This is a genomic window from Hymenobacter rubripertinctus, assembly GCF_003583925.1.
Lineage (GTDB): Bacteria > Bacteroidota > Bacteroidia > Cytophagales > Hymenobacteraceae > Hymenobacter > Hymenobacter rubripertinctus.
The window spans coordinates 18,490-37,340 of record NZ_QYCN01000039.1 but is presented as its reverse complement, the minus strand read 5'-3'; the positions used below and the strand labels follow the sequence as shown (position 1 = coordinate 37,340).

The following is an 18,851-nucleotide window of genomic DNA, read 5'->3' as shown; positions in this document are numbered from 1 at the left end:
CTCACCGCCCACGTCGCCGCTTGCGTGGCCGAACGCAATGCGGCCCGGGCCACGGTCAAATGGCAATTCACGCTGGAAAAAGCCCGTGTCAAACTCGACCGCCACTACCAGAAAATTAGGGTAACTAACTTGCCTGACTAAGCACTAGTGCCGGTGCAACCAATCGGTTACCACGGCGCGAACTATACCGCTCAGCACTGATTTGCTCAGTTCAAGCAGTAGGCGGAAGAAGCTAACTTTGTCGGCTCCTTCCACTTCAACACGCTTTCTCTTCATACGAGTAGAAGTAAGGTGTTTGCCCACCTGCTTCTTAAGCCCCCGGCTGGTTCCAACAGTCCGGGGGCTTTGCGTTTCTGGCGCAACCCGTAGTTCGGTGAGGTGGATTAACCACCACGCGTCAATGAGCCAAATGTACAAAATAGCGGTGGTGCTCTTGCCCGCCTAATTGGTGTTTGCCCACGCCTACTTCACCCCTACTCCGCCCGCTTCCAGCACCTTCTGAAAGAACAGCAGATGATACGGCAGCGCGTTCTGCCAATAGTCCCAGGTGTGGGCGCCGGGGCGCTCGGTGTAGTCGTGGGGCGTGTGGTTGTAGACGAGGCGGCGGTGGACTTCGCGGTTGATGTCGACGAGGAAATCGTCCACGCCGCAGTCAATAATAAGGGGCAGGCCGTTGCGGTAGAGCGCGTCAGTCATGTTGACTACCGAGTTTGTGCTGTAAGCGTTGGGCGCGGGGCCTTCGGGGCCGAGGATGGGGTTGAACAGGCTCTGGCGCTGCTTGGCCTCGTCGGGGTTGAGCTTACGGTTGGTGATGCTCAGGTCTAGCGCCCCGCTCATGCTGCCGGCCGCCGCAAACAGCTCCGGGTGCCGCGCCGCGAGGTAAAGCGCCCCATGCCCGCCCATCGAAAGGCCCGTAATAACCCGGCCCTCCTTGCGGGCCACGGTGCGGTAGGTCTGGTCGATTTTGCCGATGACGTCCTGCGTGAGGTAGGTTTCGAACTGGCTGGCGGGGTTCACCGGCGAGTTGAGGTAGAAGCTGAACGTTTCGCCCTCGGGCGTGACGATGAGCAGGTTGTACTGGTCGGCGAGGCGGTGAAGCAGGGTTTTGTCGGGCGTTTTGCTGGTCCAGTCGGCGAAGTGACCGTAGGCGCCGTGCAGCAGGTAGAGCACCGGGTAACGGGCCTTTTTGTTTTTGGCGTAGGAGGCCGGCACCACCACGGCCGCCCGGTAAGTGCGCTGCATGGCGGCACTCGGAATGGCCAGCGTATCGACGCGGGCGGCGCGGGCCACCGGGGCGGCCGACAGGCTCAGTAGCAGTAGCACCAGAAGGCGGAGAGTTTTCATACTTTCAGGAACGGTTTGTCTTTTGCCGGAAAGTACGGATTCCTTCCTAACCCCTCCTGCCCATGCCTACGCCCGCTTCCGCTCCCGCTTGGCCCGCTTTGCCCCTGGCCGACTGGGCCGACACCCTCGCCACCCTGCACATGTGGACCCAGGTGGTGGGCAAAATCCGGCTGGCCTGCACGCCCCTCGTCAACCAGTTCTGGAACGTGCCGCTCTACGTCTCGGCCCGGGGCCTGACCACCTCGGCCATGCCCTACAGGCACCGCAGCTTCGAAATTGAGTTCGACTTCGTTGACCACCAGCTCCACCTGCGGTGTTCCGACGGGGCCGTACGCCACCTGCCGCTGGTCCCGCGTTCCGTGGCCGCGTTTTACCGGGAAGTGTTGGGCCTGCTCTCGGAACTGGGCATCGAGGTGAAAATCTGGCCGGTGCCGGTGGAAGTGGAGCACCCCATTCCGTTTGCCGAGGACGAGCAGCACGCCAGCTACGACCCCGAGGCCACCCACCGGTTCTGGCGCGCCCTCACCCTAATGACGCCGGTGCTGGAGCAGTTCCGGGCTGGTTTCGTGGGCAAGTGCAGCCCGGTCCATTTCTTCTGGGGCTCGTTCGATCTGGCCGTTACGCGCTTTTCGGGCCGCGCTGCCCCGGTTAAGCCCGAGGCGGACTTCATTACCCGGGAAGCCTACTCCCAGGAAGTCATCAGCCACGGATTCTGGCCCGGCGGCAACGAGCAGGAGGCCGCGTTCTATGCCTATTGCGTGCCGGCTCCGGCGGGTTTTGCCGAGGCTACGGTGCAGCCGGCCGCCGCCTATTACAGCACCGAGCTGGGCGAATTCCTGCTGCCCTACGAGGCCGTGCGCACCGCCCCCGACCCAGCCGCCGCGCTGCGCGCGTTCCTAACCAGCACCTACGCGGCCGGGGCCACCCTCGCCGGCTGGGACCGGGCCGCACTGGAACGGTAGCTTGGCGGGGCAGCCCTGGCCGTAGTTTATGCATCCTTGCCCCGAACTGGCGGCGTTGCTTTCCCGAAAAACTTTGCAACTAGCACCCTGAATTTACCCTCCTCCTGATTCTTTATGACCAAAGCCCTATTACTCGGCCTCGGCCTGCTGGGAGCCGCCCCGGCCTTCGCCCAGAACCCCCCCGCCCGCCCCGATTCGGTGAACACCCTCCCCTACCGCGCCTCGGCCCGCAAAATCAACTCCCTCGTGCACACCAAGCTCGACGTGAGCTTCGACTACGCCAAGCGCCAGCTCCTGGGCAAGGAGTGGGTCACGCTTCAGCCCTTCGCCTACGCCACCGACTCGCTCCGCCTCGATGCCAAGGGCATGGATATTAAATCGGTAACGATGGTGGGCAGCGGTGGGGCCAAAACGCTCAAGTACCAGTATGACGGCGAGCAGCTTAACATCACGCTCGATAGACTCTACGCCCCCGGCCAGCAGTACACCGTGTACCTGGAATACGTAGCCAAGCCCGAGGAACTGAAGGCCAAGGGCAGTGCCGCCATTACCGATGCCAAGGGCCTCTACTTCATCAACCCCGACAGCACGGAGGCCGGCAAGCCCCGCCAGATCTGGACCCAGGGCGAAACGGAGTCGTCCTCGGCCTGGTTTCCAACCATCGACAAGCCCAACCAGAAAACCACCTCGGAAATCAGCCTGACGGTGCCCGCCCGCTACGTCACGCTTAGCAATGGGGCTTTGGTGAGCCAGAAGCCGGCCGGCCCGGGCCTGCGCACCGATACCTGGAAAATGGAGCTGCCCCACTCGCCCTACCTGTTCATGATGGCGGTGGGCGACTTCAAAATCACCAAGGATACCTGGCGGGGCAAGGAGGTGAACTACTACCTGGAACCCAAGTACGCGCCCTTCGCCAAGCAGATTTTCGGCAACACACCCGAAATGCTGGAGTTTTTCTCCCAGCGCCTCGGCGTAGAGTACGCCTGGAATAAGTACGCCCAGATTGTGGTGCGCGACTACGTGAGCGGGGCCATGGAAAACACCTCGGCTACTTTGCACGGTGAGTTTCTGCAGAAGGACGCCCGCGAGGCCCTGGACGCGGAGTACGCCAACGGCGAATCGGTGATTGCCCACGAGCTGTTTCACCAGTGGTTCGGCGATTTGGTGACGGCCGAAAGCTGGAGCAACCTGACCGTGAATGAGTCGTTTGCCGACTTCTCGGAGGCGCTCTGGGCCGAGCACAAGTACGGCCAGGAAGCCGCCGACGCCCACGCCTACCAGTACATGCGCAACTACCTGCGCAGCCCCCGCGACGCCCAGAAAGACCTGGTCCGCTTCCACTACGCCGACAAGGAGGACATGTTCGACCTGGTGAGCTACCAGAAGGGCGGCCAAATTCTGAACATGCTGCGCAACTACCTCGGCGACGACGTCTTCTTCGGGGGCCTGAAAAAGTACCTCACCGATAACAAGTTCGGCAACGGTGAGGCCCACCAGCTACGCCTGGCGATGGAGGCCGTATCGGGTCAGGACCTGAACTGGTTTTTCAACCAGTGGTACTTCAACGCCGGCCACCCCGTGGCCAACATTGAGTACAGCTACGACCAGCTCAACAAGCAGCAGCTCGTGACCATCACCCAGATCCAGCCCGGCACCGTATTCCAGCTGCCCATGGCTGTGGAGGTGTACGTGAACGGCAAGCCCGAGCGCCACCAGATCGTGATGGACCAGCGCACCCAGACCTTCCGCTTCCCGGCCGCCAGCAAGCCCAACCTGGTGAACGTGGACGCCGACAAAGTGCTGCTCTGGCAGAAGAAGGACAACAAGCCCTTCTCTGAGTTCGTGTACCAGTACCAGCACGCGCCCCGCTACGTGGACCGGCGCGAAGCCGTGGCCGCCGCCGCCCAGCTTCCGCCCACCGATGCCGCCGCCCGCCAGCTCCTGCTCACGGCCCTCAACGACAAGTTCGCAGGCCTGCGCCTAACCGCCCTTTCGGCCCTCAAACTCGATGACAAGGCCGTAGCCAAAGCCGCTGCTCCTATCATTCGGAAGCAGCTGGCCCAGGAAAAAAACACCAACAACCAGGCGGCATTGCTCCAGGCATTGGGCACGCTGGAGGATAAGAAGGATACCAAAACCTTCACCAAACAACTCACCAGCCAGTCGTACGCCGTGCAGGGAGCTGCGCTGGAAGCCCTGGCCGCCGTGCAGCCCAAGCAGGCCCTGGCCCGCGCCAAGGTTCTGGCTCCTAATGCCAAGGGCGCGGTAGCCGCCGCCGTGGCCAGCGTATACGCCGAGGAAGGCGACGCCAGCACCTGGGCCTACGTGCGCGACCAGTTTGACGCCGCCGGCCCCCAGGGCAAGTTTGAGATGCTCGAAAGCGTGGTCAGCTTCATGACCCGCCTCTCCGATGCCACCGTACTCCGGGAGGGTGTCAGCCGCCTCCAGGACCTAGGCGTGAAGTACAAGAAGTACGGCATTGCCGAACCCCTGCTGGGGATGCTCGAAAAGGTGAAGGAAGGCAAGCCCACCGACCAGCAAGCCACCATCCAGGCCGCTCAGGAAGCTATTCAGAAGGCGGAGTAAGAGCTTGGAGCTTGGAGCTTGGAGCTTGGAGCTTGGAGCTTGGAGGATATGTACGATGCCCCGCCGTGGTTACGGCAGGGCATCTTTTTTTGTATTTGAATCAGATCTGAGCCCTGCTACTGTACCTGCTAACACCTGAAAATTGAACTTTTGCCAGCCTTCGGGCGTCGGGTAGCCATGCGTACGACCACTCTGCTGACCGCCGGAGCCCTTTGGCTCACCGGCCCGGCCTGCACCCTGGCCCAGACCATTGACCCAAGCTCGACCAACGGCGAGTCGCCCTTCGTGCGGCTTATCCGCCCCGACCGGCCCGGGCAAACCATCACCACCAACATGCTCTACCCGGGTCAGTTTCAGCTGGAAACCGGCCTGACCAGCTACGATGCGGGCGGTAGCCTGGGGTACCCCGGCCGCTCGGCCTGGGGCAGCACCTTGCGGGCGGGCTTCTTCAACCATATTGAGCTGCGCGCCACCCAGCAGTATCTGCTTGCGCCGGCTGCCCGCCCCGTTTTGGGTTCGGATGGGGCACTTGCCCCCTATACTGGCCCGGCCGGCTTTGCGCCGCTGAACGTGGGGGCCAAATTCCTCGCTTCCACAGTGCAGAACGCCCGTTCCCAGGTGGTGGTACTACTGGATATGACCTTACGCAACGGCGACGCCAGCTTCGCCGATAAACAGTTCGAGCCGGGCGGGCGGGTGCTCGTGTCGCAGCAGTTGGGGCAGCGGTTCGGGCTGGAAGGCAACTTCGGGTTCCGCCAGCGCGGCTTCCGGGCCGAAGGCACCAAGCAGGGCCAGTACCTGACTACCCTGGCTCTGAACGGCCCGCTAGGTGCCGGTACGCACGTGGGCTTCTTCGCCGAAACCTACGCCACCTGGCAGCGCCAGCTGGGCTGGCAGCCCGGCTTCACCTCGGGCCTTTACTACCGCCCCTTGCCCGGCCTACGCCTCGACGTAACCGCCGGCCACGGCCTCACCCCTGCGGCCGGAGGCCTGAACATCGGAGCTGGACTGAGCGTGCGGGTTGGGAAATGAGCGAAATGGTTTGACTATTGGATGGTTAGAAGGCTAAAACTAAACTGTCATTCTGAGTGCAGCAAAGGGCCTCGTATCACCAATCAGTGCGGTGATACAAGGTCCTTTGCTGCATTCAGAATGACAATTCAGCCATCCAGCACCCCCCCCTACTGCCGCACAGTTTCCGGAGCGATGCGCACGGGGGTTTGCTGGCCGCTGATGATGCCGGCGGCGCTACGACCGATGGCCGTGATGACGGCCGTCATGTTGGCCAGGTCCAGGCTCTCCACCTCATCGTCCACGGAGTGGTAGCGCTTGTCGGTCGGAATCTGGTCGGTGCTGATGGTGTGAGCCGGTACGCCCAGCCGGGCCAGCGTGGCGTTGTCGGAGCGGTAGAAGAGGTTCTGGTCGGGGTATGGGTCGGCCTCGAAGTGAAATATGGTGCCCTTGGCATTGGCCTGGAGCAAGGTTCCAAAATCCGATTTATCGAACCCCGTGATGAAGGCCGTGTTGGGGCCGAATTTGGCCTGTTTGCCAATCATTTCAATGTTGAACATGGCTACTACCTGCTTGGCATCAAGCTGGCGCGAAAAGTGCCGCGCCCCGTACCCTCCAATTTCTTCGGCGGCGAAGGCCACGAAAATCAGAGGACGGGCGTTGTCGTTCTGCTTTTTGAAATACTCCGCCAGGGCCACCACGGCCGTTGTACCACTGGCATCGTCGTCGGCGCCGTTGGCGATGGAGTCGCCGGCCACGGCGGGCAACATGCCCAGGTGGTCGTAGTGGCCGCTGAAGATGACGTGCTCCTTGGCCCGTTCGGCATCCTGGCCCGGCAGCATGCCCACCACGTTGCGCAGTTCCACCGTCCGGATGCTCGTGGTAGCCGCTACCTGAAAGCGTAACGGCGTGGCTGGCGGGGTGCCCAGTACCAGCAGGGTGGTAAAGGGGGCGGGTTTTTCGGCCCGCAAACCGCCGCGCTTCACAAACCCGACAATGCGGCTGAAGCTGGCTTCCTGCGCCGGATCAATGAACACGATGGTGTTCTCCTTGGGGTCCAGCAGGGGGCGGACTTCCTTCATCAGATTATCCTTCGGCCCGATAGTCACCACGTGTGTCCCCGGTTCGTCGGACTCCGTCCAGTTCAGGTGAGACTGACCCGAAATGAGGACGAACTTACCGGGCATGAGGTTACTGCCATTGAGCGACACGAAGGCTGCGGCCGTGCGCGCCTCGTAGGCCGGGAAGGTCTGGTTGAAATTGGTCAGGCCCGGCAGGGGCTGGAGGCCAATTCGCTGGAATTCAGCGGCCAAAAAATCGGCTGCTTTCACGCTGCCGGGCTTGCCGGAAGCCCGGCCTTCCATCTCATCGGCGGCCAAAGCACGCACTACCCGCTCCACGGTAGCGGCCGACACGCCGGGCGTGGTGGGCTGGGTAACCGTCTTTTTTTGAGCGTATAGGTGGGTAGTGACAAGAAGGAGAAACAGAACGAAGGGGGGGAATTTTCGCATACTGCAAAATAACCCTTTTGTTCTGGAATTGGTGCAACTAAAAAATAGTATCCAGCCAGTCCTGCCCTTCGCTCATCGAGCAGTTTCACTCGTTCGTTTTCTACCCGCTATTCTGCCCCGTTGCTGGCCCTGGCAGATGCGCTCAGATAAGCCTGCCGGATGCCGGGTTTGCCCTACTGAACCGGCGGACGGTATTGCGGCCGTTCTACTTTCAGGATGCTTAGCCTACATTCCCTCTGAAATCCTCTTACCCCCCGGCCCCCCTTCTGACTCTGCCGGAAAACGCACTACCACACGCGGCCGTTATCGGTTGATAACGGCCGCGCGGGCACTCATCCGGGGCGACAGTTTCGAGCCGCTAAAACAGCAGGCCCAACTATCACCAGCATTTTCTGTGTTGTGCCCACGTTGGCCTACGCCAGCGTCACGACCAGGTCATCGGCATTCACCAGCGTGCCCTCGGGCAGGTTGACAGTCTGGATGGTAGTGTCCTCGGGGGCCGTAATGGTGGTTTCCATCTTCATGGCTTCGATGATGAACAGGGGCGCATTTTTGCGCACCTGCTGGCCGCTCTGCACCAGCACCCGGCTGAGCAGGCCCTGGAGCGGAGCCCCTAACTGGCGCGGGTTGGCTTTGTCGGCTTTGGGGTTCATGATGCGCTTCACCTCCACGGAGTTGTCGCGGATTTTGAGGTTACGGGTCTGGCCGTTGAGGTTGAAGAAGGCCGTGCGGCAGCCGTCCTCATCCACCGGCCCGATGCTTTGCAGGCCCACGATGATGCTCTTGCCCCGGGCAATTTCGATGATGGTTTCCTCGCCCGGCTGGAGGCCGTAGTAGAACACCTTAGTGGGTACAATGGAGGCGTCGCCGAATTGCTGGCGGAAGTCCCAATACTGCTCGAACACTTTGGGGTAGAGCAGCCACGACAGCACGTCGGTGAACTTGCCTTCCACCCCAAACTTCTCCTGGAAGTTTGTCTGCTCCTGCTCGAAGTTGATGGGCGCGAGGTGCTCATTGGGCCGGTCGGTAAACGGCTGCTCGTCCTTCAAAATAAGTTGCTGCACCTGCTGGGGCCAGCCACCTTCGGGCTGACCGATGTCGCCGCGGAAGAGCTGGCGCACCGATTCGGGGAAGCTGAGCGTGTCGCCCTTTTCGAGTACGTCGCGGGTGGTCAGGTCGTTGGACACCAGGTACAGGGCCATGTCGCCCACCACTTTCGAGCTAGGCGTCACCTTCACGATGTCGCCGAAGAGCTGGTTGACGTCGGCGAAGGTCGTTTTCACGGTTTCGAACTTATCAAGCAGGCCCAGGGCCGCCGCCTGGGGCCGCAGGTTGGAGTACTGCCCGCCCGGAATTTCGTGCTGGAACACTTCCGAGGTGCCCGCCTTCAGGCCCGATTCAAACGGGTAATAATGCTCGCGTACGGTTTCCCAGTAGTTCGAGAATTCGTTGAGCGACTTCTGGTCGTACTCGCGGTGGCGGGGCTGGCCGCGCAGCATCTCCACCACGGAGTTGAAGTTGGGCTGGGACGTGAGGCCCGAGAGCGAGCCCAGGGCCACGTCAATTACATCCACGCCCGCTTCCACGGCTTTCAGGTAAGTGGCAGCTTGCAGGCTGCTGGTGTCGTGGGTGTGCAGGTGGATGGGCAGGCTCACGGTGTCGCGCAGGGCCGTGATGAGCTCGGTGGCCGCGTAGGGCTTGAGCAGGCCGGCCATGTCCTTGATGCAGAGAATATGCGCCCCGGCATCCTCAATCTGGCGGGCCAAGCGCAGGTAGTAGTCCAGGTTGTACTTCTGGTTGCGCTTGGGGTCCAGAATGTCGCCGGTGTAGCAGATGCTGGCTTCGGCGAGACGGTCGGTTTTGGTGCGCACGAAGTTGATGCAGGCTTCCATGCCCGGCATCCAGTTCAACGAATCGAAAATGCGGAACACATCGATGCCGGTTTCGGCGGCCTGCTCCACAAACCGCTCCGTCAGGTTATCCGGGTAGGCCTTGTAGCCCACGCCGTTGGCCCCCCGAATCAGCATCTGGAGCAGGATATTGGGCACGGCGGCGCGCAGCTTGGCCAGCCGCTCCCAGGGGTCTTCGTGCAGGAAACGCAGGGCCACGTCGAAAGTGGCGCCGCCCCAGCACTCCAGCGAGAAAGTTTGCGGGTGCTGGTGGGCGTAGCGGCCGGCCACTTTCAGCATGTCGTAGGTGCGCATGCGGGTGGCCAGCAAACTCTGGTGGGCGTCGCGCAGGGTGGTGTCGGTGTAGTGAATCTGCTTATCGGCCCGCAGCCACTGGGCAAAGCCTTCGGGACCCAGTTCGGTGAGTTTCTGCTTGGTGCCGGCGGGCGGCGGGCTGGTGGGGTCGAAATCGGGCAGCAAAGGTTTGCGCAGCTCCTTTTTCGGGTCCACGTTGCCGGCCACGTCGGGGTTGCCGTTCACGGTCACGTCGCCCAGAAAGCGGAGCACCTTGGTGGCCCTATCCAGGCGGCGGCGGAACTTGAACAGCTCGGGGTGGTCCTTGATGAAGTCCACGTTGGCCTGGCCCGCCATAAAGACGGGGTGGGCAATGATGTTCTGTAAAAACTGAATGTTGGTGCTCACCCCGCGCACCCGGAATTCATCGAGGGTGCGGGCCATTTTCTGGGCCGCGTCGGCCAACGTGGGCGCGTGGGTCGACACTTTCACCAGCAGCGAATCGAAGAACGGCGACACCCGCACACCGGTGTATACCGAGCCCTGGTCGAGGCGGATGCCGAAGCCGCCCGCCGAACGGTAGGCCGTGATGGTGCCGTAATCGGGCTTGAAGTCCTCCTCGGGGTTTTCGGTGGTAATGCGGCACTGGATGGCGTACCCGATTTTCATCGGCGTCACCTCCGGCCCCAGGTTAATTTCGGGGTCGGTGAGGCGGTAGCCAGCGGCCACGTAGAGTTGGGTTTTGATGATGTCGACGCCCGTAATCATCTCCGTCACGGTGTGCTCCACCTGAACGCGCGGGTTCACCTCAATAAAGTAAATCCGATCCAGCTCGGGGTTCACCAGGAATTCGACGGTGCCCACGTTGTTGTAGCCCACCGCCCGGCCCAGGCGCAGGGCGTACGCGTAGAGCTGCTCGCGCATGGCTTCCGTCAGGTGCAGCGACGGGGCCACTTCCACCACCTTCTGGTAGCGGCGCTGCACCGAACAGTCGCGTTCGTAGAGGTGAGTGAGGCCGCCGTAGTTATCGGCCACCAGCTGCACCTCAATGTGCTTGGGCTGCTCCACGAACCGCTCCAGGAACACGGTATCGTCGCCAAAGGCCTTCAACGCCTCGTTGCGGGCCTCAAAGAAGCCGCGCTCCAGCTGCTCATCGTCGCGGATGACGCGCATGCCGCGCCCGCCGCCGCCGCTGGCCGCCTTCAGCATCAGGGGGTAGCCGATGCGGTGGGCTTCGGTCAGGGCCACGCTCAGGTCAGTCAGGTCGGCTTCGCTGCTTTCGATGATGGGCACGCCGCAGGCCACGGCCACGCGCTTGGCGGCTACTTTGTCGCCCAGCGCTTCCATCACCTCGGGCCGCGGCCCCACGAAAATGATGCCCTCCTCCCCGCAGCGCCGGGCCAGGGTGGCGTTTTCGCTCAGGAAGCCGTAGCCGGGATGAATAGCGTCGACGTCGTTTTCCTTGGCCGTCCGGATAATGCCCTCAATATCAAGGTAGGGCTTGAGCGGGTCATCGTCGCGGCCCACCTGGTAGGCTTCGTCGGCCTTGTAGCGGTGCAGCGAGTAACGATCTTCGTAGGTATAGATGGCCACGGTGCGAATGCCCAGCTCGGTGGCGGCGCGGAGCACGCGGATAGCAATTTCGCCGCGGTTAGCGACCAGCAGTCTGCGAATATTCATGCGAAGAGGGAGGAATGAAGGACTAAATCGGAAGGGTGGTGCAAGCTACGGAAGGAAGCCGAAAACAGCGGCGAATTTTTGCTGATTGTTTGTTTTTCGCAATATCCGATCATCCGTTTTCTTACACCGGAATGATGACGTCGGGATTGTAGTTCTTGGTCTGGCAGTTCTTACGGTCGGAAGCAGTTGTCAAGAAATCCCTGACAACTGCTTTTTTATCAAGTTCTGCATCCCGAAAAGAATTTCGGGTATGTAGACTACAATTTTGCTCAGTGGTGTCGAACAGCCCGGCCATCTGAGCCTGCGTGAGCCGAACGGTTTCGTTGCGGAGCTGCACATCGAGGCGGCTTTGGCTGTCGGCGGATTGGCAGAGCAGGAAGTCGGACCCAGGCTGCATAAAGTGAAAGAGTAGCGGATTGAAATGGCGACCCGGTAATATGCGCAATCAGGGCACAGTTGCCAAGCGCAGTGGAAACCGCATTACGCCGGCTACGGCCCAAACTTTCCCGTCCCCACTCAGTTCTCAGGCCACTCCCTCACCCTTTAGCGTACCCGCATGGAAGTTGCAGATAAGAACATTCTCCTCGTTGGGGCCTCCTCCGGCATCGGGCTGGCCACGGCCCAACTGCTGAGCAAACTCGGGGCCCACCTCTACACTGCCTCCCGCCACGAGTCGGCGGAGCTGGCCGAGCTGAACACCACCTTCCTCCCGCTCGACGTCACCCAACCCCTGGGCACGGCCCTCGATGCGCTGCCCGAGGTGCTGCACGGCGTGGTGTACTGCCCGGGCTCCATCAAGCTGCGGCCCTTCGAGCGAATTCCGGTGGCCGATTTTCAGGCCGATTTTCAGCTCAACGTGCTGGGCGCGGTGCAGGTGCTCCAGGCCTGCATGAAGCGACTCAAGAAGGCCGAGGGCGCTTCCGTGGTACTGTTCAGCACGGTGGCCGCCGATACGGGCATGGCGTTTCACGCCAGTATTGCCACCGCCAAGGCGGCCGTGGAGGGCCTCACCCGGGCCCTGGCCGCCGAGTACGCCGCCAGCAACATCCGCGTCAACTGCGTGGCCCCGTCGCTGACCGATACGCCCCTGGCCGCCGCCCTGCTCAGCACCCCCGAAAAGCAGGAAGCCGGGGCCAAGCGCCACCCCTTGCAGCGCATCGGCCAGCCCCAGGACCTGGCTTACATGACCTCCTTCCTGCTCTCCGACCACAGCTCCTTCATCACGGGTCAGGTAATGCCCGTAGACGGCGGCATGGGCCGGTTGAAGTAGGGCACCAGCTGTCATCCTTATGAAAGTATCCCTGTTCTGGCACCGCCGCGACTTACGTTTTCAGGATAACGCCGGCCTCACGGCGGCGCTCCAGGGCGAGTACCCGGTGGTTCCGCTGTTCATCTTCGACCCCGAAATTCTGGATAAGCTCGACAACCGCCAGGATGCGCGAGTTACGTTTATTTACGACGAGGTGCAGCGCTTAATTGAGGAAGCCGAGGCGGCGGGCGGCACGATGCTCGTGCGCTATGGCCGCCCCGCCGACGTGTTCGGACAGCTGCTGAAGGAACTGGACGTGGCCGCCGTGCATACCAACCACGACTACGAGCCCTACGCCAAAACCCGCGACGCGGCCGTTACGGAGCTGCTGAAGAACCACCACGTACCGCTGCACACCTATAAGGACCAGGTTATTTTTGAGCGGGATGAGGTATTGACCAAAAGCGGCCAGCCGTACAAGATTTACGGCCCCTACAAGCGCACGTGGCTGGATAAGCTCACGGAAGCCGACTACCACGCCCATACCTCCGCCAACCACCTCGATAAGCTGGCCCGCGTGCAGTCCGGCCCCCGCCCCACCCTCGCCGACATGGGGTTCGAGCGCAGCAGCGAGGAAATTCCGGGCCGCCGCCTCTACGCCCGCATGCTCGACGATTACGCCGACACCCGCAACCTGCCGGCCCGGGATTCCACCAGCCGGCTGGGCCTGCACCTGCGCTTCGGCACCGTGAGCATCCGCCATTTGGTACAGCGGGCCGTGGAGGAGAAATCGGAGGTCTGGCTGAGTGAGCTGATCTGGCGCGACTTCTTCATGCAGCTGCTCTGGCACTTCCCCTTCACGGCCACCGAAAGCTACGACCCCAAGCTGCGCGACATCCAGTGGCGCAACAACGAGGACGAGTTCCGGGCCTGGTGCGAGGGTCGCACGGGCTACCCGCTCATCGATGCCGGTATGCGCCAGCTCAATGCCACGGGCTTCATGCACAACCGCGTGCGCATGGCTACGGCCAGCTTTCTGTGCAAAAACCTGCTCATCGACTGGCGCTGGGGCGAGGCCTACTTCGCCGAAAAGCTGCTCGATTACGAAATGTCGTCCAATGTGGGCAACTGGCAGTGGGTGGCCGGTACCGGGGCCGATTCGCAGCCCTGGTTCCGCATTTTCAGCCCCGATTCGCAGTTGGCCAAGTTCGATAAGCAGCACGCCTATGTGAAGCAGTGGGTGCCCGAATTCGGGACCGGCCGCTACCCCAAACCCCTCGTGGACCACCCCGCCACCCGCGACCGGGCCCTGGCCGCCTACCGCGCCTCCCGCGACCGGAGCGAGTAGGCCCGGCCGGTAACTTTCCGCCCCGGCTGGCGGTTGTAGCCCTACTATGGAACAGCAACCCACGCCCGAACCGACGGCCCTGCCCAAAAGCCGCATCAAGCAAGCCTACCTCGACTACGTCCTGCGCAAAGGCACGCCGCCCTCTTCCGTGTTCAACCTGACCCGCAAGCTGAAGCTGCCGGAGCAGGAGTTCTACCGCCACTACGCCAGCTTCGACGCCATCGACCGGGAAATCTGGGCCGATTTCGGGCGGGAAGCCCGCGCCACGGCCGCCCGCGAGCCGGTGTGGGAGCAGTATGGCAGCCGCGAAAAGCTGCTGGGCTTCTATTATACGCTGCTCGAAATACTGAAGCGCAACCGCAGCTACGCCCTGCAAAGCCTGCGCCGCTCCCTGCACCGCATGCCCGGCCTCTCGCCCCGCGTGCTCGACGATTTCCGCCAGGAATTTGAGCATTTCGTGGGCGAGATTCTGCGCGACGGCCGCCGCACCGAGGAAGTGGCTACCCGCCCGCTGGTGCAGGACCAGTACCCGCGCGCCTTCTGGCAGCAGATGCTGTTCGTGCTCGGTTTTTTTGCCAAAGACGATACCCTGGACTTCGAGCGCACCGACGCGGCCGTGGAGAAAGCCGTGACCCTGAGCTTCGACCTCGTGGGCCGCAACACCCTCGATTCCGCCGTGGATTTCGTGCGCTTCCTGGTTGGCCGGTGATAAGGCACGTCGTACAGCGCGCAGCAAAGCGTCTCGCACACTGACGTTGCAGTACGTTACTCAGGTTGCGGAGTGGGGGAATTAGTTTCAAAATCTAGTTAGCAAGGCAGATGCCTCGACTCTGCTCCGCCGGATGGTCTGATCGATTCCAGACACTTGTTAAACAGCTTCTTCAGCAGTAATTTTCAGTTTTTTGCAGCCTGGGTTACATATGTAACGTCAGCATGCGAGAGACTTCGCTACGCTCTGCCTAATGTACTTCCCAGGCCCTTCGGGTACCGAAGTATCTTTCCTTGCCTCTTTCTTCCCGAAATACCCATGTCTGACGAAGCTGCTAACTCGCTTTCCTCCCTGCCAACCTCCAAAGTGGCGCGGGCGGCGCGTTTTGCCAAAACCGGCCTGAATGTGGGGGCCAACTACGTGAAGCACTACGCCAAGCGGGCCGTGGGGGCCGAAAGCACCACCGATGACCTGCACGCGGCCAATGCGGCCGAGCTCTACGGCACGCTCAGCGAAATGAAAGGCTCCGTGCTGAAGGTGGCCCAGATGCTGGCCATGGAGAAAAACCTGCTCCCCACTGCCTACGCCGACCAGTTCGCCCAGGCCCAGTACCAGACCCCGCCCCTCTCCGGCCCGCTCGTGGTGAAAGCCTTCCGCGACACCTTCGGGAAGTCGCCGTTCGAAGTGTTTGCTGAGTTTGACCTGGCGGCCCGGCAGGCAGCCAGTATCGGGCAGGTGCATTTCGCCCGAAAGGAAGGTAAAGACCTAGCCGTGAAGGTGCAGTATCCCGGCGTGGCCGACAGCATCCGTTCCGACATCCGGCTGGTAAAACCCATTGCCCTGCGCGTGCTGGGCCTCGATGAAGCCACCGTGCGGCCTTACATGGAGGAGGTGGAAACCCGGCTGCTCGAAGAAACCGATTACAACCTGGAGCTGCGCCGGGGCCAGGAAATTGCGGACGCCTGCGCCGGACTGGCCCACTTACAATTCCCCCGCTACTACCCGGAGCTGTCGTCCATCCGCATCCTGACCATGGATTGGCTACCCGGCCAGCACCTGAAGGAGTTCCTGCTCACGGAGCCCCCCCAGGCCGTACGCAATCAGCTCGGCCAGGCGCTCTGGGACTTCTATATGTTCCAGCTCAACGAGCTGCGCCGCGTCCACGCCGACCCGCACCCCGGCAACTTTCTGCTCCGTGCTGCTGAAGGCGGTACCGTGGGCGTGCTGGATTTTGGCTGCGTAAAGGAAATTCCGGCCGACGTGCACCGCCTGTTCACGGCCCTGCTCACCCCCGAAACCCTCGCCGACCCGGATAAGCTGGCGGCCCTGCTCACCGAAGGGGGCGTGTTGCGCCCTGAGGACAGTCCCACCCGCCGGGAGTTTTACCTGCGCACCATGCAGGCCTCCCTGGAGCTGGTGGGCCGCCCTTTCCGCCAGCCTACCTTCAATTTCGGCGACCCGGCTTACATGCAAGCCCTCTACGCCCTCGGCGACGACCTGATGCAGCAGCCCGAACTGCGTCAGCAGCGCGAGCCCCGCGGCTCCGAGCATTTTATCTACCTCAACCGTACCTACGTGGGCCTTTACGCCCTGCTCACCGAGCTGCGGGCCGATATCCGCACCCGCCCGGCCGACGAAAATTAATCTGGCCGGTAGCAGTTGCTACCTCCCGGCTAATCTGGATCGATACCCGGGGCTTTCTGATCCAACCTTTCCCCTCTTCCCCTTCTTGTTTCCATGAAAAAACTATGGACTCTGTGTGCCGCGCTGCTGAGCGTGGTATCCGTGGCTTCGGCCCAAACCACCACCATGAGCTGCTGCGCCAAGCCTGCCGCCGGCCAGAATGCCACGGAGGTGTTCGCCATGCTGGCCTCGAATGAGGATTTCTCCGGCGGCCACGATGCGCCCCTGCCCTTCACCTACGCCGGCACCGGCGAGATGATTGAATTCAAAACCACCGACGGCGGCAGCAGCAAGGCTTTTGAGATCAAGAGCAGCATCCGCTCCGACAAGTACCTGTTCGTAATTCACGAGTGGTGGGGTCTCAATGACTACATCAAGCAGGAAGCCGCCCGTTTTGCCAAGGAGCTGCCGGGCACCAACGTCATCGCCCTCGACCTCTACGACGGCCAGGTAGCCACTACGGCCGACGAGGCTGGCAAGCTTATGCAAAGTGTAAAAACCGACCGCGCCCAAGCCATCATCAAAGGTGCCCTGTTGCATGCCGGGCCACACGCCCAGGTGGCCAGCATTGGGTGGTGCTTCGGGGGCGGCTGGAGTCTGCAAACGGCGCTGCTGGCCGGCAAGCAGGCGGTGGGCTGCGTGATGTACTACGGCATGCCTGAGAAAGACGTTGCCAAGCTCAAAACCCTGAATACCGATGTGCTGATGGTGTTTGCCAAGCAAGACAAGTGGATCAATCAGGAAGTGGTCACGCAGTTCGAAAAGGATATGAAGGCCGCCAAGAAAGGCCTCACCGTAAAAGCCTACGACGCCGACCACGCCTTCGCCAACCCCTCTAACCCCAAGTACAGCAAGGATTTCGCCGAGGATGCCCACGCCGCTTCGGTGGCTTACCTCAAGAAAAACCTCAAGCTCAAATAAGACCACGGATTAACGCGGATTTTGCAGACAATTATTCATGTAAAAGGCTGCTCCTGTTGGGGCAGCCTTTTCATTTCGGGGTACCGAAAGGGGCGTGAGCAAATGCACTAAGGGCCTCAAATAGTGAGTGAAATGCGTATATTTTGTCTTCCACTTCGCGGCCAACCTTCATGTCTACTTCCTTACTCTCGCCCGTGCAGCGCCTGCTGAACGAGTACGCCGAAAGCCACCAGAACCCCACGAACAAGCTGGTTCATTGGGTGTGCGTACCTCTCATTATGTTCGCCATTCTGGGGCTGCTCTGGTCGGTTCCGGTGCCGGCGGCGGTGCGGCAACTGAGCCCCTGGCTGAACTGGGCTACATTGGTGATGGTGCTGGCCGTGGGGTATTACCTGCGCCTGTCGGGCCGGTTGGCGGGGGGCATGGTACTGGTGTGGCTGGGCATGGCGCTGGCGTTGCGGGTGGTACAGGCCCAGGCCGCGCTGCCCCTGTGGGCGGTGTGCCTCATCCTCTTCGTGCTGGCCTGGATCGGGCAGTTCTGGGGCCACAAAGTAGAGGGCAAGAAACCGTCGTTTCTCAAAGACCTGCAATTCCTGCTCATCGGCCCGCTCTGGCTCCTGCACTTCGTGTACCGCAGGCTCGGTTGGCGATATTAGGTGAGGTGGCTCACGATGGTGAGGTGGTGAGTTCGATGTTCGGACGGGCCTATCTGCGCAAGTGGCGCAATTAAGCCCGTCCGAACATCAAACTCACCACCTCACCACTTCACGCCAGCCGGGCCTGCAGTTGCTGGAGGCTGACGGGCAGCTGCTGCATATCGGAGAGCTCGAAATAGAGGTCCTGAAACTTGTCCTTCTCGAAGGGGGTGCTCAGCACGCCTTCGAGGCTGAAAGGCAGGCGGGTGGGCTCCTCACTGAGGCTGAACCGGACTTCGCCGTGCGAAGACAGCAGGCCGGCGCCGTAAATACGCAGCCCGTCCGGCTGGCGCAGCAAGCCGAACTCGGCCGTGAACCAATACAGGCGCGTGAACTGCTCCAGCGCGGCGGGGTTCCCGGTATGCTGCCCGGCGGCCACTCCCAGGGCTTGCAGAAACGCCGCGAAATCCGGGTCCGTGAGCAGCGGCACGTGCCCGAACACGTCGTGGAACATATCGGGCTCCTCCAGGTAATCGAGCTGCTCCAGGGTGCGCAGCCAGGTGGTAGCCGGAAACTTGCGGTCGGCCAGCAGCTGAAAGAAAATGGCGTCATCCACGATGCCGGGCACGACCACCAGCTCCCAGCCCGTGAGGGCCCGCAGGCGCGGACTCACCTCCCGGAAATCGGGAATGGCGGTGCGGGTAAACCCCACCCGGCGCACGCCTTCCAGAAAGGCGCCGGCCGCCCGGCCGGGCAACAGTTCCATCTGCCGGTCGAAGAGCAGTTGCCACACGTGCTGATCGGCGGCGGTGTACAGGTCGTAGTCCTGGGTCAGGAGCGAAAGCGGGCGGGCGGGCGAGGGTATGGATAGATCAGTGGACTGCATACGAAAAACAAGAAGGGGTAAAAAGAAAAAGCCTGCCTCCGCAGGAAGCGGAAGCAGGCTTGACAAGTCGTGGGGAGGAAGATGCTGGTGCTAGTTCCTCGGGTACGCCGCCGCCGCTCCGCTCCGGGCCGGAGCGTAATAGG

The 18,851-nt window shown here is 61.9% G+C and carries 14 protein-coding genes; 9 read left to right on the top strand and 5 right to left on the bottom strand.

What is annotated here, in order from left to right; translation table 11 throughout:
• Positions 1 to 462: 462 nt before the first annotated feature.
• Positions 463 to 1,344 (bottom strand): alpha/beta hydrolase, encoded by an 882-nt coding sequence (locus D0T11_RS18585; protein WP_119657309.1) that lies wholly within the window; start codon positions 1,342 to 1,344, stop codon positions 463 to 465.
• Positions 1,345 to 1,406: 62 nt separating this feature from the next.
• Here D0T11_RS18585 and D0T11_RS18580 point away from each other — a divergent pair, with 62 nt between their 5' ends.
• The 3 genes from D0T11_RS18580 (at position 1,407) to D0T11_RS18570 (ending at position 5,924) form a co-directional block, all read left to right on the top strand.
• On the top strand, positions 1,407 to 2,306 hold the full coding sequence (locus D0T11_RS18580; protein WP_119657308.1) for a DUF5996 family protein: 900 nt from the start codon (positions 1,407 to 1,409) through the stop codon (positions 2,304 to 2,306).
• Positions 2,307 to 2,420: 114 nt separating this feature from the next.
• Positions 2,421 to 4,892 (top strand): M1 family metallopeptidase, encoded by a 2,472-nt coding sequence (locus D0T11_RS18575; protein WP_119657307.1) that lies wholly within the window; start codon positions 2,421 to 2,423, stop codon positions 4,890 to 4,892.
• 177 nt (positions 4,893 to 5,069) lie between these two features.
• On the top strand, positions 5,070 to 5,924 hold the full coding sequence (locus D0T11_RS18570) for a transporter (RefSeq protein WP_119657306.1): 855 nt from the start codon (positions 5,070 to 5,072) through the stop codon (positions 5,922 to 5,924).
• Positions 5,925 to 6,073: 149 nt separating this feature from the next.
• On the opposite strand, the gene D0T11_RS18565 is transcribed toward D0T11_RS18570, so the two are convergent.
• The 3 genes from D0T11_RS18565 to D0T11_RS18555 all read right to left on the bottom strand — a co-directional run bounded on the left by D0T11_RS18565 (position 6,074) and on the right by D0T11_RS18555 (position 11,674).
• A complete protein-coding gene (locus D0T11_RS18565; RefSeq protein WP_119657305.1) occupies positions 6,074 to 7,414 on the bottom strand; it encodes a M20/M25/M40 family metallo-hydrolase in 1,341 nt (446 codons plus the stop codon).
• A 413-nt stretch (positions 7,415 to 7,827) separates the two neighbouring features.
• Positions 7,828 to 11,277: a pyruvate carboxylase gene (locus D0T11_RS18560; protein ID WP_119657304.1), complete on the bottom strand. Its 3,450-nt coding sequence runs from the start codon at positions 11,275 to 11,277 to the stop codon at positions 7,828 to 7,830.
• Between the two features lie 121 nt (positions 11,278 to 11,398).
• Positions 11,399 to 11,674: a hypothetical protein gene (locus tag D0T11_RS18555; protein WP_119657303.1), complete on the bottom strand. Its 276-nt coding sequence runs from the start codon at positions 11,672 to 11,674 to the stop codon at positions 11,399 to 11,401.
• A 159-nt stretch (positions 11,675 to 11,833) separates the two neighbouring features.
• Here D0T11_RS18555 and D0T11_RS18550 point away from each other — a divergent pair, with 159 nt between their 5' ends.
• The 6 genes from D0T11_RS18550 (at position 11,834) to D0T11_RS18525 (ending at position 17,843) form a co-directional block, all read left to right on the top strand.
• Positions 11,834 to 12,547 carry an SDR family NAD(P)-dependent oxidoreductase gene (locus tag D0T11_RS18550; protein WP_119657302.1) on the top strand — a complete coding sequence of 238 codons (714 nt, stop codon included), beginning with the start codon at positions 11,834 to 11,836 and terminating at the stop codon, positions 12,545 to 12,547.
• A gap of 19 nt (positions 12,548 to 12,566) precedes the next feature.
• Positions 12,567 to 13,874, top strand: a complete 1,308-nt coding sequence (locus tag D0T11_RS18545; protein ID WP_119657301.1) for a cryptochrome/photolyase family protein — start codon at positions 12,567 to 12,569, stop codon at positions 13,872 to 13,874.
• Positions 13,875 to 13,920: 46 nt separating this feature from the next.
• The gene (locus tag D0T11_RS18540; protein WP_119657300.1) at positions 13,921 to 14,583 is read left to right on the top strand and encodes a TetR/AcrR family transcriptional regulator; all 663 of its coding nucleotides are present in this window, start codon (positions 13,921 to 13,923) and stop codon (positions 14,581 to 14,583) included.
• Positions 14,584 to 14,901: 318 nt separating this feature from the next.
• The gene (locus D0T11_RS18535) at positions 14,902 to 16,227 is read left to right on the top strand and encodes an ABC1 kinase family protein (RefSeq protein ID WP_119657299.1); all 1,326 of its coding nucleotides are present in this window, start codon (positions 14,902 to 14,904) and stop codon (positions 16,225 to 16,227) included.
• Positions 16,228 to 16,320: 93 nt separating this feature from the next.
• On the top strand, positions 16,321 to 17,187 hold the full coding sequence (locus tag D0T11_RS18530; protein WP_245991022.1) for a dienelactone hydrolase family protein: 867 nt from the start codon (positions 16,321 to 16,323) through the stop codon (positions 17,185 to 17,187).
• A 170-nt stretch (positions 17,188 to 17,357) separates the two neighbouring features.
• Positions 17,358 to 17,843, top strand: a complete 486-nt coding sequence (locus D0T11_RS18525; RefSeq protein WP_119657298.1) for an Mpo1 family 2-hydroxy fatty acid dioxygenase — start codon at positions 17,358 to 17,360, stop codon at positions 17,841 to 17,843.
• 109 nt (positions 17,844 to 17,952) lie between these two features.
• On the opposite strand, the gene phhA is transcribed toward D0T11_RS18525, so the two are convergent.
• Positions 17,953 to 18,708, bottom strand: coding sequence for a phenylalanine 4-monooxygenase (gene phhA, locus D0T11_RS18520; protein WP_119657297.1), 756 nt, complete (start codon positions 18,706 to 18,708; stop codon positions 17,953 to 17,955).
• Between the last annotated feature and the right edge of the window lie 143 nt (positions 18,709 to 18,851).

Coding starts and splice junctions, on each gene's coding strand:
- D0T11_RS18570 (WP_119657306.1), top strand. CDS start 5,070: ATGCGTACGACCACTCTGCTGACCGCCGGAGCCCTTTGGCTCACCGGC.
- D0T11_RS18560 (WP_119657304.1), bottom strand. CDS start 11,277: ATGAATATTCGCAGACTGCTGGTCGCTAACCGCGGCGAAATTGCTATC.
- D0T11_RS18535 (WP_119657299.1), top strand. CDS start 14,902: ATGTCTGACGAAGCTGCTAACTCGCTTTCCTCCCTGCCAACCTCCAAA.
- D0T11_RS18550 (WP_119657302.1), top strand. CDS start 11,834: ATGGAAGTTGCAGATAAGAACATTCTCCTCGTTGGGGCCTCCTCCGGC.
- D0T11_RS18540 (WP_119657300.1), top strand. CDS start 13,921: ATGGAACAGCAACCCACGCCCGAACCGACGGCCCTGCCCAAAAGCCGC.
- D0T11_RS18575 (WP_119657307.1), top strand. CDS start 2,421: ATGACCAAAGCCCTATTACTCGGCCTCGGCCTGCTGGGAGCCGCCCCG.
- D0T11_RS18580 (WP_119657308.1), top strand. CDS start 1,407: ATGCCTACGCCCGCTTCCGCTCCCGCTTGGCCCGCTTTGCCCCTGGCC.
- D0T11_RS18555 (WP_119657303.1), bottom strand. CDS start 11,674: ATGCAGCCTGGGTCCGACTTCCTGCTCTGCCAATCCGCCGACAGCCAA.
- phhA (WP_119657297.1), bottom strand. CDS start 18,708: ATGCAGTCCACTGATCTATCCATACCCTCGCCCGCCCGCCCGCTTTCG.
- D0T11_RS18525 (WP_119657298.1), top strand. CDS start 17,358: ATGTCTACTTCCTTACTCTCGCCCGTGCAGCGCCTGCTGAACGAGTAC.
- D0T11_RS18545 (WP_119657301.1), top strand. CDS start 12,567: ATGAAAGTATCCCTGTTCTGGCACCGCCGCGACTTACGTTTTCAGGAT.
- D0T11_RS18530 (WP_245991022.1), top strand. CDS start 16,321: ATGAAAAAACTATGGACTCTGTGTGCCGCGCTGCTGAGCGTGGTATCC.
- D0T11_RS18585 (WP_119657309.1), bottom strand. CDS start 1,344: ATGAAAACTCTCCGCCTTCTGGTGCTACTGCTACTGAGCCTGTCGGCC.
- D0T11_RS18565 (WP_119657305.1), bottom strand. CDS start 7,414: ATGCGAAAATTCCCCCCCTTCGTTCTGTTTCTCCTTCTTGTCACTACC.